This window comes from Nocardia sp. CA-290969, from assembly GCF_050936135.1.
Classification (GTDB): domain Bacteria; phylum Actinomycetota; class Actinomycetes; order Mycobacteriales; family Mycobacteriaceae; genus Nocardia.
In genome coordinates this window covers 1,783,332-1,796,347 of the sequence record NZ_JBNJNJ010000001.1, presented here as the reverse complement: position 1 = coordinate 1,796,347, position 13,016 = coordinate 1,783,332, and the positions used below count along the sequence as shown (strand labels likewise).

Sequence of the window (13,016 nt, the reverse complement as noted above, 5' to 3'; positions counted from 1 at the left end):
AGCGATACGGCTATGACCGGTACACGGGATTCCTGGTTCGACGACGATGCCGGACCGCTGGTGCGGCCGTACGCGATCACCCGGGGCCGCACCGTCGGCGCCGGACACGACCTGGATATGCTCACGGTCGTGGTCAGAGCTCGCGGTGCCCCGCCGCTGCGTCGTATCGAACCCGAATATCTCGATATCGTGCAGTTGTGCACGGAACCACAGACAGTGGCGGAGGTGGCAGCCGCCTTGAAACTGCCGCTGGCGGTGACCAAGATTCTCGTCGGAGATCTGATCGGTGACGGCCATCTGATCTTCCGGGCTCCGGTGCAGATGGAGTCCGGTCCCGGCGACTTCAACATATTGCGAGCGGTACTGGATGGAATCCGAAAAATTTGACCCTGCCCGGATCGACCCCGCGGCGCCGGCCCTGGCCGCGTCGGTCAAGGTCCTCATAGCCGGCGGCTTCGGCGTCGGCAAGACCACCATGGTGGCCTCCATCAGTGAGATACCGCCGCTGCGTACCGAGGAGATGATCACCGAACTCAGTACGGGGATCGACGATCTGTCGGGTGTCGAATCCAAGACCACCACGACGGTGGCCCTGGACTTCGGCCGCATCACCATCGACAAGGATCTGGTGCTGTACCTGTTCGGTACGCCCGGCCAGGACCGGTTCTGGTTCCTGTGGGACGAACTCGCCCGGGGTGCGCTCGGCGCGGTGGTACTCGCCGATACCCGCCGGCTCGGGAATTCGTTCGCCGCCATCGACTATTTCGAGCGGCGCGGTCTGCCGTTCCTGGTGGCGGTGAACTGTTTCGACGGTGCGCCGCGCTACACCGTCGACGAGGTCCGCGACGCGCTCGATCTCGACCGGTCGATCCCGGTGATGCTGTGCGATGCGCGGGACCGGGTTTCGGCAAAGAATGTGCTGCTCAGCCTGATCGAACATCTCATCGATCGGGCGACCCGGCCCGATCTCACGGCCAACCCCGGCTGAGCCGCCCGGCGGGGCCGGTTACCGGCTCCGCCACGATCGGTCGCGGCTCGACCGCCGATCGGCGGCAGCGGGCCGGCTCTCAGCGCAGGGCGCCCGCGGCGTGCAGTTCGTCGAACAGCAGCTGGTCCACCGGCGGCACCTGTGGGCGTTCGCGGTAGCCGAACCAGGCGAGTTCGGCGATCTCACTGCTGGCCCGCAGCTCGCCCCGGTACTCGGCGCGGTAGCAGCTCATCCGGACCCGCGCGGCTCCGTCGACGGCCTCGTACACACCCACCGGCTCGACGGTGGCGGGCACCAGCGTGACGGTGAGTTCCTCGGTGATCTCGCGGACCAGTGTCTGCTCATCGGTTTCACCCGGTTCCCGCTTACCGCCCGGAATATAGAAGACCGCTTTGCCGCGCGGGCGGGCGCACAGGATCCGGCCGTCCTCGATCAGTACCCAGGCGACCGTATCGATCAGTTCGCCGACCAACTCGTCCGTCACGCCGGCAGCTTAGCGGCAGCGCCGACGGACCATCTCGGCCAAGGTGCCCCCAATCGCCCGCCGGCGGACGTACCATGCGGACGTGGCCGATGCGAATCCTCCCGCCGTGCTGCGGGTCCTGGTCTACAGCAACGATGCCGACACCCGGAGCCAGGTGATGCTGGCGCTCGGGCGCCGCCCGCACCCGGATCTACCGCCGTTCGACTACCTCGAGGTGGCCACCGCCCCGGTGGTGCTGCAGCGCATGGACGCCGGCGCGGCCGATCTCGCGATTCTCGACGGCGAATCGGCCCCGGTCGGTGGGATGGGCGTGGCCAAGCAGCTCAAGGACGAGATCGACGATTGCCCGCCGCTGGTCGTGCTCACCGGCCGTGCCGACGATGCGTGGCTGGCGAACTGGTCACGCGCCGAGGCCGTGGCATCCCACCCGATCGACCCGCTGCGGCTCACCGAGATCGTGGTCGAGCTGCTCCGCCGGCGTACCGCCGCCTGAGCGCGTCAGGCCCGGAGGCGGCAGCGAAGCGTAACCACGCAGCGCCCGCGCTCAGGCGCAACCAACACAGCCCGAGCGCGTCAGGCCCGGAGGCGGTAGCCGATTACGTTCATTCGCTCATAAATCTCAGTCCCGAATTCGATCAAACGGGTCACTGAATCCGCGTTCGTCCTGCCGCAACGGTTGTAGGCTGTGCTTTAGCTCACATGAGCGCGGGCGATGACATATAACCCGCGACACCGAATCCTCCCCCAGCCCGATTCGCGAAATCCGGGGATGATCCGGCGGCGCGGGCCGTACCCATCGACCGCCCGACCCCGTACGCGGGCCCCGCGGCACAACCGCCGGGCCCGGAGTTCGCAAGGAGGGGAAGCGCAGTCGTGAACACCGAACTGCCGATTCTGGTCCTCGGCGCGGTAGCCGCCGCGTTCGCGGTCATCTCGGTCCTGATTGCCGGCCTCATCGGGCCCAAACGCTACAACCGCGCGAAACTGCAGGCCTACGAATGCGGTATCGAGCCGACACCGCACGCGGTCGCCGGCGGCGCGGGAAGCATTACCGGGCAACGTTTTCCGGTGAAGTACTACCTCACCGCGATGTTGTTCATCATTTTCGATATCGAGATCGTGTTCCTCTACCCGTGGGCGGTCCATATCGATGCGCTCGGGGTGTTCGGCCTGGTCGCGATGGCGTTGTTCATCGTCAACGTCTCGGTCGCCTACGCCTACGAATGGCGGCGCGGCGGCCTCAGCTGGGACTGAGCCGCGAACCTCCGAACAGCCGCAGCCCACGCACCGGCGTGGGCCCGAAGCCCCAGGGAGTAGTCGGATATGGGTTTGGAAGAGAAACTGCCCAGCGGTTTCGTCCTCAGCACGGTCGAGGCCATGGCGGGATACATGCGCAAGGGGTCGCTGTGGCCGGCCACCTTCGGGCTGGCCTGCTGTGCCATCGAGATGATGGCCACCGGTGGCGGTCGTTTCGATTCGGCGCGTTTCGGGATGGAGGTGTTCCGCGCCTCACCGCGGCAGGCGGATCTGATGATCGTCGCCGGGCGGGTGAGCCAGAAGATGGCGCCGGTGTTGCGGCAGGTCTACGACCAGATGACCGAGCCGAAATGGGTTCTGGCCATGGGCGTGTGCGCGTCGTCGGGCGGGATGTTCAACAACTACGCGATCGTGCAGGGTGTGGATCACGTGGTCCCGGTCGATATCTACCTGCCGGGCTGTCCCCCACGACCGGAGATGCTGCTCAACGCGATTCTCGCGTTGCACGACAAGATCCAGCACACCCCGATGGGGGTGAACCGCGACGAGGCGATCCGGGCTGCGGAACAGGCCGCCCTCGCCGCGACCCCGACGATCCGGATGGAGGGTTTGCTGCGATGAGCACCGAGCGCCCCGAATCCACCGACAGCCGGGCCGTGGAGCCCGAACAGCCGATCGGACCGCACGACGAGGTGATCGGCCGGCGCCGGGGGATGTTCGGTATCGCCGGCAGCGGCGACACCTCCGGGTACGGGCGGCTGGTCCACGAGATCGCTCTGCCGGGCGGTACGCCCCCGCCCTATGGCGGCTACTTCGATACGGTGGTCGAACTGCTGCACACCGCGCTCGCCGCCGGCCCCGGGTTCGACGCGGCGATCGAGAAAGTGGTGGTGGACCGCGGCGAACTCACGCTGCATGTGCGCCGGGAACATCTGGTGGCGGTCGCGCACGCCCTGCGCGACGATCCCGCCTTGCGGTTCGAACTGTGCCTCGGCGTGAGCGGTGTGCACTACCCGGACGAGACCGGCCGTGAACTGCACGCCGTCTACCACTTGAACTCGATCACGCACGGGCGCCGCGTCCGGCTCGAGGTGGCCGCGCCGGATGCCGATCCGCATATCCCGTCGCTGTACCGCGTGTACCCGACCTGCGATTGGCACGAACGGGAAACCTACGACTTCTTCGGTATCCGGTTCGACGGGCATCCCTCGCTGACCCGGATCACCATGCCCGACGACTGGCGCGGTCACCCCCAGCGCAAGGACTACCCGCTCGGCGGGATCCCGGTCGAATACAAGGGCGCGCGCATACCGCCGCCCGATGAGCGGAGGGCCTACAGCTGATGAGTGAAATCGATACGCGGCCCGGGCTTTCCGGCGAGCCCGACCACGACGACTCCGGAGCCGGTATCGCTCGGCCCGCGGCGGAGCAGGATTCCGGGCAGGTGGTCACCGTCGCCGGCCAGGATTGGGACGATGTCGCCGAAGCGCTACGCGGCGCCGGCGAGGAACGCATCGTCGTCAATATGGGCCCGCAGCATCCCTCCACGCACGGCGTGCTGCGCCTCATCCTGGAGATCGAGGGCGAAACGGTGGTGGAGGCCCGCTGCGGAATCGGCTACCTGCACACCGGGATCGAGAAGAACCTCGAGTTCCGGGCCTGGGCGCAGGGTGTCACCTTCGTGACCCGGATGGACTATCTGTCGCCGTTCTTCAACGAGACGGCCTTCTGTCTCGGTGTGGAACGGCTGCTCGGGATCACCGAGGATATTCCCGAGCGCGCGACCGTGATCCGGGTGCTCCTGATGGAGCTCAACCGGATCTCCTCGCATCTGGTGGCGCTGGCCACGGGAGGTATGGAACTCGGCGCGCTCACGCCGATGCTGTTCGGCTTCCGGGAGCGGGAACTGATCCTGGATGTTTTCGAGGCCATCACCGGCCTGCGGATGAATCACGCCTATATCCGGCCCGGTGGTCTGGCGCAGGACCTACCGGACAACGGGGTCACCAAGGTCCGGGAACTGCTCGAACTCATGCCGAAGCGGCTGCGCGATATGGAGCATCTGCTCACCCACAATCCGATTTTCAAGGCGCGTACCCAGAACATCGGCTACCTGGACCTCACCGGATGTATCGCCCTCGGGGTCACGGGTCCGGTGCTGCGGTCCACCGGGCTGCCGCACGATCTGCGCAAGGCCATGCCTTATTGCGGTTACGAGAACTACGAATTCGAGGTGCCGACCACCGATACCTGCGACTGCTACGGCCGCTACCTCATCCGGATCGAGGAGATGAAGGAGTCGCTGAAGATCGTGGAGCAGTGCCTGGACCGGCTGCGCCCGGGCCCGGTGATGGTGTCGGACAAGAAGATCGCCTGGCCCGCGGATCTGACGCTCGGCGAGGACGGCCTGGGCAACTCGCCGCGGCATATCGGCAAGATCATGGGGACCTCCATGGAGGGCCTGATCCACCATTTCAAACTGGTCACCGAGGGTATCCGGGTGCCGCCGGGCCAGGTCTACGAAGCGGTGGAATCCCCGCGCGGTGAACTCGGGGTGCATATGGTCAGCGACGGGGGCACCCGGCCGTATCGCGTGCACTATCGCGACCCGTCGTTCACCAATCTGCAGGCGGTGGCCGCGATGTGTGAGGGCGGCATGGTCGCCGATGTGATCGCGGCCGTGGCCAGTATCGACCCGGTGATGGGCGGTGTGGACCGATGAGGCGATCCCCACGCCCGCGCCGCGGCCGTCCGCATCTTCCGGCTTCCAGGAGGGTTCATGACTGAGATCTTGTTGCGCCTGAGTGCGCGGCCGGAGCCCTATCCGGACGAGGTGCGGGCCCGGCTGGAGCCGGAGGCGAAGGAGATCATCGGGCGTTACCCGCAACCCCGGTCGGCGCTGCTACCGCTGCTGCATCTGGTGCAGGCGGAAGAAAGCTACGTGAGCAGCACCGGGATCGAATTCTGCGCCGAGATGCTGGGTCTCACCGGGGCCGAGGTGACAGCCGTCGCCACCTTCTATTCGATGTACCGCAGAACCCCCACCGGCGACTATCACGTCGGTGTCTGCACCAACACCTTGTGCGCGGTACTCGGCGGCGACGCCATTCTCGCCACCCTGCGCGAACACCTGGGAATCGCCCACGGGGAAACCACGCCCGACGGCACGGTGACCCTCGAACACATCGAATGCAACGCGGCCTGTGATTACGCGCCGGTGATCATGGTGAACTGGGAGTTCTTCGACAATCAGACACCGGAATCGGCGAAGGCGCTGGTCGACGAACTGCGTGCCGGACAGCCCGTCACACCCACCCGAGGTGCGCCGCTGTGCACCTTCCGGGAGACCGCGCGCGTGCTGGCGGGTTTCCCGGACACCCGGCCCGGCGTCCTGGACGGCGAACCGGGCGGGCCGACTCTCGCGGGTCTCGATATCGCTCGCGAACAAGGTATGCAGGCTCCGGAAACCGGCGAGGACGGTGCGCAATGACGTTGACACCGGTGCTGAGCAAACATTGGGATCTGCCACGTTCGTGGACTCTGGACACCTACCGCGCCCATCACGGGTACGAGGCGCTGCCGGTCGCGTTCGGGATGACACCGGACGAGGTCATCGCCACCGTGAAGGACGCCGGGTTGCGAGGTCGCGGTGGCGCCGGGTTCCCGACCGGGATGAAATGGGGTTTCATCCCGCAGGGCCCCGAGCCCGACGGCAGCATGAAACCGCACTATCTGGTGGTCAATGCCGACGAGTCCGAGCCGGGCACCTGTAAGGACATCCCGCTCATGCTCGCCTCGCCGCATTCGTTGATCGAGGGCGTGATCATCGCCGCCTACGCCATCCGCGCCGCGCACGCGTTCATCTACCTGCGGGGTGAGGTGGTGCCGGTCCTGCGCCGCCTGCAGGCCGCGGTGGCCGAGGCGTACGCGGCCGGATTGCTGGGGCACGACATCCTCGGCTCGGGGTACGACCTCGAACTCACCGTGCACGCCGGCGCCGGCGCCTATATCTGCGGTGAGGAGACGGCGCTGCTGGATTCGCTGGAGGGCCGGCGCGGACAGCCGCGGCTACGGCCACCGTTCCCCGCGGTCGCCGGGCTCTATGCCAGCCCGACCGTGGTCAACAATGTGGAATCGATCGCCAGCGTCCCGCCGATTCTGCGGAACGGTCCCGGCTGGTTCCGGTCCATGGGTACCGAGAAATCACCCGGTTTCACGCTGTATTCGCTGTCCGGGCACGTCACCCGGCCGGGCCAGTACGAGGCGCCGCTCGGGGTGACACTGCGCGAACTGCTCGGCTACGCGGGTGGGGTCCGCGCCGGTCATCAGCTGAAGTTCTGGACGCCGGGCGGGTCGTCGACTCCCTTGTTCACCGCCGAACACCTCGACGTGCCATTGGATTACGAGAATGTGATGGCACACGGGTCGATGCTGGGCACCAAAGCGTTGCAGATCTTCGACGACACCACCTGTGTGGTAAGAGCCGTCCTGCGCTGGACCGAGTTCTACGCACACGAATCGTGCGGGAAATGCACGCCGTGCCGGGAGGGCACGTACTGGCTGGTGCAGCTGCTCACCCGGCTGGAAGCCGGCCTCGGTACCCCCGCCGATCTGGACAAACTCCTGGATATCGCCGACAACATCAACGGTAAGTCGTTCTGCGCCCTCGGCGACGGCGCGGCCAGCCCGATCGTGTCGTCGATGAAGTACTTCCGCGACGAGTACATCGCCCATCAGGAACACGGTGGTTGCCCCTTCGATCCCGCACGCGCCACCGCCTGGGCCCCGACCGCGGCCGGAGAGGTAACCCCATGACAGCCACCGTCCGTTCCGATTCCGCCGACCTGCAACCCGCCGACCTGGTCACCGTCACCATCGACGGCACCACCGTCAGCGTCCCGGCCGGCACCCTGCTCATCCGCGCCGCCGAACTGATCGGGGTCCAGATCCCGCGGTTCTGCGACCATCCGCTGCTCGCGCCCGTGGGTGCCTGCCGGCAGTGCCTGGTGGAAGTGGAAGGCCAGCGCAAACCGGTGGCCTCCTGCACCATGGCGGTCGCCGAGGGAATGGTCGCGCACACCCAGCTGAGTTCACCGGCGGCGGAGAAGGCGCAGCAGGGTGTGATGGAACTGCTGCTGATCAACCATCCGCTGGACTGCCCCGTCTGCGACAAGGGCGGCGAATGCCCGCTGCAGAACCAGGCCATGTCCACCGGGCGCACCGAAACCCGGTTCGAGGGTGTCAAACGCACCTTCCCCAAACCGATTCCACTGTCGAGCGCGGTCCTGCTGGACCGGGAACGCTGTGTACTGTGCGCCCGCTGCACCCGCTTCTCCCAGCAGATCGCCGGCGACCCGTTCATCGAACTGCTCGACCGCGGGGCCTTGCAGCAGGTCGGTACCGCCGAACACGAACCGCTGGATTCGTATTTCTCCGGCAACACCGTGCAGATCTGCCCGGTGGGTGCGCTCACCGGTACCAGCTACCGGTTCCGGGCCCGCCCCTTCGACCTGGTATCCAGTCCCAGTGTCTGCGAGCACTGCGCCTCGGGCTGCGCGCAGCGCACCGACCACCGCCGTGGGAAGGTGATGCGCCGGCTGGCCGGTGACGACCCCGCGGTCAACGAGGAATGGAACTGCGACAAAGGGCGCTGGGCGTTCACCTACGCCACCGAACGCGACCGCATCACCACCCCGCTGCTGCGCGGGCCCGGCGGCGAACTGGCACCGTGCTCGTGGTCGGAGGCGCTGGCCGCCGCCGCCCGCGGGCTACGTGCCGGGGTCGGGAACGCGGCAGTACTGCCGGGCGGGCGGGTCACCGAGGAGGAGGCGTACGCCTACGCCAAATTCGCGCGGATGGTGCTGGGCACCAACGATATCGATTTCCGCGCCCGTGCCCATTCCGCGGAGGAGGCGGAGTTCCTCGGCGCCTGGGTGGCCGGGCATACCGATTCGGTCACCTATGACAGCCTGGCCGCCGCGCCGGTGGTGCTGCTCGCGGGTTTCGAACCCGAGGAGGAATCGCCCATCGTCTATCTGCGGCTGCGCAAGGCGGCACGGACCCGCGGGATGCCGGTCTATTCGGTGGCCGCGTACGCCTCGCGCGGGCTCGAACGGATGTCGGGCACCCTGATTCCCGCGGTCCCGGGCACCGAGGCCACCGTGCTGGCGGCGCTCACGGACTCGGGCGCCGAGGCGAATCCGACGGTGTCGGAGGTTGTTTCCACGCAGCTGGCGCAACTCCTGCGCGAGCCCGGTGCCGTGATCCTTGCCGGCGAACGGCTGGCCGCGGCCCCGGGGGCGTTGTCCGCGACGATCCGGCTGGCCGCCGAGACCGGGGCCGCCCTCGCCTGGGTCCCGCGCCGGGCGGGCGAACGCGGCGCGGTGGAAGCCGGTGCCCTGCCCGGGCTGCTTCCGGGTGGCCGGCCCGTCACCGACCCGGAGGCGCGGCGGCAGGTATGCGAGGTGTGGGGGCTCGATGAACTGCCGGGAGAGCCGGGACGCGATACGGGCACGATCCTCGACGGCAGCGGACGAGTCGGCACGCTGGTGATCGGCGGCGTCGAACTCGCCGATCTCCCCGATCCCGCCGCCGCGCACGCGACGCTCGCCGCCGCGGATTTCGTGATCTCGCTCGAACAACGGCACAGCGCGGTGACGGCACACGCCGATGTGGTGTTCCCGGTGGCCACGGCGATGGAGAAATCCGGTACCTATCGCACCTGGGAGGGCCGCCCGCGCCCGTTCGCGGCGGCGCTCACCGAGAGCACGGTGCGCCGCACCGCCGCACCGATGACCGATCAGCGCGTCCTGCACAGTCTCGCCGCGGAACTGGGGGTGTCGCTGGGCTTGCCCGATACCGCCGCCGCCCGCGCCGAACTGGACCGGCTGGCGAGCTGGGCCGGGAACACCACCGCACCGCCGATGTATGCGGCGCCGACGGTCACCGAACCCGGGCCCGGCACCGCGATCCTGGCCGGCTGGCGCATGCTGCTCGACCGCGGTCGCATGCAGGACGGGGAACCGAATCTGGCCGGTATCGCCCGTGCGCCGGTGGTGCGCATGTCGGCGGCCACGGCCGCGGAAGCCGGCGCCGCCGAGGGCGATCCGGTCACGGTCGGCACCGGCCACGGCACCGTCACCCTGCCGCTGGTCGTCACCCGGATGCCCGACCGGGTGGTCTGGCTGCCGATGAACTCACCCGGTTGCTCGGTCCACCAGGATCTGGGCGCCGGACCGGGCAGCGTCGTCACCGTACGGCGCGCCGAGCCGACGGAGGCTTCCGACCATGACTGATCTGTCCCTGTTCGGTTACGACCCGCTGTGGCTGGTCGCGGCCAAAGCCGTCGTCATCTTCGTCTTCCTGCTCCTGACCGTCTTGTTCGGTGTGCTGATCGAACGCAAGGTGGTCGCCTGGATGCAGATGCGGGTCGGTCCCAACCGGGTCGGGCCCAAGGGTCTGCTGCAGAGCGCGGCCGACGGCGTGAAGATGGCGTTCAAGGAAGACATCGTTCCGGCGATCGTCGACAAACCCATTTTCGTGCTGGCCCCGATCATCTCCGTGATCGCCGCGGTGATGGCGTTCGCGGTGATCCCGTTCGGGCCGGCGGTCTCGGTCCTCGGGAACACCACCGCGTTGCAGCTCACCGACCTGCCCGTGGGCGTGCTGTACATCCTGGCGATCACCTCGATCGGCGTGTACGGCATCGTGCTGGCCGGCTGGGCCTCCGGTTCGACCTATCCGCTGCTCGGCGGCCTGCGCTCCACCGCCCAGGTGATCTCCTACGAGATCGCCATGGCGCTGTGTTTCGCGGCGGTGTTCCTGCTCGGCGGCACCATGTCGACCTCGGGCATCATCGCCGCCCAGCAACCCACCTGGTATGTCTTCCTGCTGCTGCCGTCGTTCCTGATCTACTGCATCTCCATGGTCGGGGAGACCAACCGTGCGCCGTTCGACCTGCCCGAGGCGGAAGGCGAACTCGTCGGCGGTTTCCACACCGAGTACTCGTCGCTGAAGTTCGCGATGTTCATGCTCGCCGAATACGTGAACATGGCGACGGTGTCCGCGCTGGCCACCACCATGTTCCTCGGCGGCTGGCGGGCACCGTTCCCGATCAACCTCTGGGAGGGCGCGAATTCCGGCTGGTGGCCGGTGCTGTGGTTCACCGCCAAGGTGTGGATGTTCCTGTTCGTCTTCATCTGGTTGCGCGGGACGCTGCCGCGGCTGCGTTACGACCAGTTCATGAATCTCGGCTGGAAGCTGCTCATCCCGGCCTCGCTCGCGTGGGTGATGGTGGTGGCCACCGCCCGGGTCCTCGAACTCGAGGGCTATGCGGCGGCCACCCCGATCCTGGTGATCGCCGGCCTGCTGATCACCGCCCTGCTGATCGGGTTGTTCCTGCGGGCGGGCCGCGCGCCCGCCCGCGCGCCCGAATTCGCGCCCGAGGACGATCTTCCCGTGCCGGCCGCCGGGCAGCAGCCGAGCGGTACCGCGGTCTTCCTCGGTTTCCCGACCCCGCCGCTACCGGAACGGACCTCCACCATCACCTCCTCCCCCGGCCTGTTCGAACCGCTGGCAGGTTTCGCGGTCACCGCGGCGACCATGTTCAAAAAGCCCAATACCGAGTTCTATCCCGAGGAGAAGGTTCCCACCCAGCCCCGGTATCACGGCCGGCACCAGCTCAACCGGCATCCCGACGGGCTGGAGAAATGTATCGGCTGCGAACTGTGCGCCTGGGCCTGCCCGGCCGACGCGATCTACGTCGAGGGCGCCGACAACACCGAGGACGAGCGGTTCTCCCCCGGTGAGCGGTACGGCCGGGTCTACCAGATCAACTACCTGCGCTGTATCGGCTGCGGCCTGTGCATCGAGGCCTGCCCGACGCGAGCCCTGACGATGACCAACGATTACGAACTCACCGACGACAACCGCGCCGATCTCATCTACGAGAAGGACCGGTTGCTGGCCCCGCTCGCCCCCGAGATGCAGGCCCCGCCGCACGCCATGCAGCCGGGCACCACCGAGGCCGACTACTACCTCGGCCGGGTAACGGGCGCGACCGACCGTCCCACCGCCGGCTCGGCACCGGGAGGTACCCGATGAGTCCCGCAACCGCTGTGCTGGCCGCCGCGCCCCTCACCGAGACCGGTACCGGCGAAGCCGTCCAGTTCTGGATCCTCGCCCCGCCGGCCGTACTCGGCGCACTCGGGATGGTGTTCGCGGCCAAAGCCGTCCATTCGGCGATCTGCCTGGCGGCCACCATGATCACGCTGGCGGTTTTCTATATCGCCCAGGACGCGCTGTTCCTCGGCGTGGTCCAGATCGTGGTGTACACCGGCGCGGTCATGATGCTGTTCCTGTTCGTGCTCATGCTGGTGGGCGTCGATTCCGCGGAATCGCTGCGGGAAACCCTGCGCGGACAGCGGATTGCCGCCGCCGTGGTGGGGGTCGGTTTCGGCATCCTGCTGTGCACCGGGATCGCACACGGAATCCGGCGCTCCGATATCACCTTCCCCGCCACCGGTTTTCCCGGCCAGGACGTGATCGGCGCGCTGGCGGAATTGATCTTCGTCCGCTACGTGTGGGCGTTCGAACTCACCGGCGCCCTGCTCATCGCCGCCACCATCGGCGCCATGCTCTTGGCCCACCGCGAGCATTTCGGGCCGAAACTGGGGCAACGCGAGCTCTCCCGGCGCCGGTTCCGCGACGCGGGCCACCGCCCCACTCCGCTGCCGACTCCGGGCGTCTACGCCCGGCACAACGCCGTCGATATTCCGGCCCGGCTCCCGGACGGCTCCTTCGAGGAACTATCGGTCTCCACCATCCTGCGGCACCGTCGTACGCAGGCGCTCACCGATGCCGCCGTTCTCTCGGTCGGTACCTCCACGCCATCCGCCGCGAACGACATCCCGACACCCGGCGGCAGCCGGATCGCGGCGCCCCGCGCCACCACCGCACGCCCGGCCGATGAGGAAGGTCCCCGGTGAACCCCGAGAACTATCTGTTCCTGTCCGCGCTGCTGTTCACGATCGGCGCCGCGGGCGTGCTGCTGCGGCGCAACGCGATCATCGTGTTCATGTGCATCGAGTTGATGCTCAACGCGGTCAACCTCGCGTTCGTGACCTTCGCCCGGATGCACGCGAATCTCGACGGCCAGGTCTTCGCGTTCTTCACGATGGTGGTCGCCGCCGCCGAGGTCGTGGTCGGCCTGGCCATCATCATCACCATTTTCCGTGCCCGCCGCTCGACCTCGGTCGACGACGCCAACCTGCTGAAGTTCTGAGGACG

At 67.8% G+C, this 13,016-nt stretch carries 14 protein-coding genes; 13 read left to right on the top strand and 1 reads right to left on the bottom strand.

Annotation, left to right across the window (positions count from 1 at the left end):
* Positions 1-12 precede the first annotated feature (12 nt).
* Positions 13-387, top strand: a complete 375-nt coding sequence (locus ACQEVO_RS08450; RefSeq protein ID WP_432910652.1) for a DUF742 domain-containing protein — start codon at positions 13-15, stop codon at positions 385-387.
* Positions 368-988 carry a GTP-binding protein gene (locus ACQEVO_RS08445; RefSeq protein ID WP_432910650.1) on the top strand — a complete coding sequence of 207 codons (621 nt, stop codon included), beginning with the start codon at positions 368-370 and terminating at the stop codon, positions 986-988. Before ACQEVO_RS08450 ends, ACQEVO_RS08445 begins: the two co-directional genes overlap by 20 nt.
* A gap of 79 nt (positions 989-1,067) precedes the next feature.
* On the opposite strand, the gene ACQEVO_RS08440 is transcribed toward ACQEVO_RS08445, so the two are convergent.
* Positions 1,068-1,472, bottom strand: a complete 405-nt coding sequence (locus ACQEVO_RS08440; RefSeq protein WP_432910647.1) for an NUDIX hydrolase — start codon at positions 1,470-1,472, stop codon at positions 1,068-1,070.
* A gap of 82 nt (positions 1,473-1,554) precedes the next feature.
* Between ACQEVO_RS08440 and ACQEVO_RS08435 the strand changes: the two genes are divergently transcribed.
* The 11 genes from ACQEVO_RS08435 (at position 1,555) to nuoK (ending at position 13,011) form a co-directional block, all read left to right on the top strand.
* Positions 1,555-1,965, top strand: a complete 411-nt coding sequence (locus ACQEVO_RS08435; RefSeq protein ID WP_432910645.1) for an Rv3143 family two-component system response regulator — start codon at positions 1,555-1,557, stop codon at positions 1,963-1,965.
* 380 nt (positions 1,966-2,345) lie between these two features.
* Positions 2,346-2,726 (top strand): NADH-quinone oxidoreductase subunit A, encoded by a 381-nt coding sequence (locus ACQEVO_RS08430; RefSeq protein ID WP_432910642.1) that lies wholly within the window; start codon positions 2,346-2,348, stop codon positions 2,724-2,726.
* Positions 2,727-2,795: 69 nt separating this feature from the next.
* On the top strand, positions 2,796-3,350 hold the full coding sequence (locus tag ACQEVO_RS08425; RefSeq protein WP_432910639.1) for a NuoB/complex I 20 kDa subunit family protein: 555 nt from the start codon (positions 2,796-2,798) through the stop codon (positions 3,348-3,350).
* Positions 3,347-4,072, top strand: coding sequence for an NADH-quinone oxidoreductase subunit C (locus tag ACQEVO_RS08420; RefSeq protein WP_432910636.1), 726 nt, complete (start codon positions 3,347-3,349; stop codon positions 4,070-4,072). The genes ACQEVO_RS08425 and ACQEVO_RS08420 overlap by 4 nt, the downstream gene beginning before the upstream one ends.
* Complete coding sequence (nuoD, locus tag ACQEVO_RS08415; RefSeq protein ID WP_432910634.1) at positions 4,072-5,451, top strand: NADH dehydrogenase (quinone) subunit D; 1,380 nt, start codon at positions 4,072-4,074, stop codon at positions 5,449-5,451. The genes ACQEVO_RS08420 and nuoD overlap by 1 nt, the downstream gene beginning before the upstream one ends.
* A 57-nt stretch (positions 5,452-5,508) precedes the next feature.
* Complete coding sequence (gene nuoE / locus ACQEVO_RS08410) at positions 5,509-6,219, top strand: NADH-quinone oxidoreductase subunit NuoE (protein ID WP_432910631.1); 711 nt, start codon at positions 5,509-5,511, stop codon at positions 6,217-6,219.
* Positions 6,216-7,544, top strand: coding sequence for an NADH-quinone oxidoreductase subunit NuoF (nuoF, locus tag ACQEVO_RS08405; protein ID WP_432910629.1), 1,329 nt, complete (start codon positions 6,216-6,218; stop codon positions 7,542-7,544). The genes nuoE and nuoF overlap by 4 nt, the downstream gene beginning before the upstream one ends.
* Positions 7,541-10,024 carry an NADH-quinone oxidoreductase subunit G gene (locus ACQEVO_RS08400; RefSeq protein ID WP_432910627.1) on the top strand — a complete coding sequence of 828 codons (2,484 nt, stop codon included), beginning with the start codon at positions 7,541-7,543 and terminating at the stop codon, positions 10,022-10,024. The genes nuoF and ACQEVO_RS08400 overlap by 4 nt, the downstream gene beginning before the upstream one ends.
* Entirely contained in the window at positions 10,017-11,831 is a 1,815-nt protein-coding gene (nuoH, locus tag ACQEVO_RS08395) for an NADH-quinone oxidoreductase subunit NuoH (RefSeq protein WP_432910626.1), read from the top strand. The genes ACQEVO_RS08400 and nuoH overlap by 8 nt, the downstream gene beginning before the upstream one ends.
* Positions 11,828-12,715, top strand: a complete 888-nt coding sequence (locus ACQEVO_RS08390; RefSeq protein WP_432910624.1) for an NADH-quinone oxidoreductase subunit J — start codon at positions 11,828-11,830, stop codon at positions 12,713-12,715. Before nuoH ends, ACQEVO_RS08390 begins: the two co-directional genes overlap by 4 nt.
* Positions 12,712-13,011 (top strand): NADH-quinone oxidoreductase subunit NuoK, encoded by a 300-nt coding sequence (gene nuoK / locus ACQEVO_RS08385; protein WP_058855693.1) that lies wholly within the window; start codon positions 12,712-12,714, stop codon positions 13,009-13,011. The genes ACQEVO_RS08390 and nuoK overlap by 4 nt, the downstream gene beginning before the upstream one ends.
* The last annotated feature ends 5 nt before the right edge of the window (positions 13,012-13,016 follow it).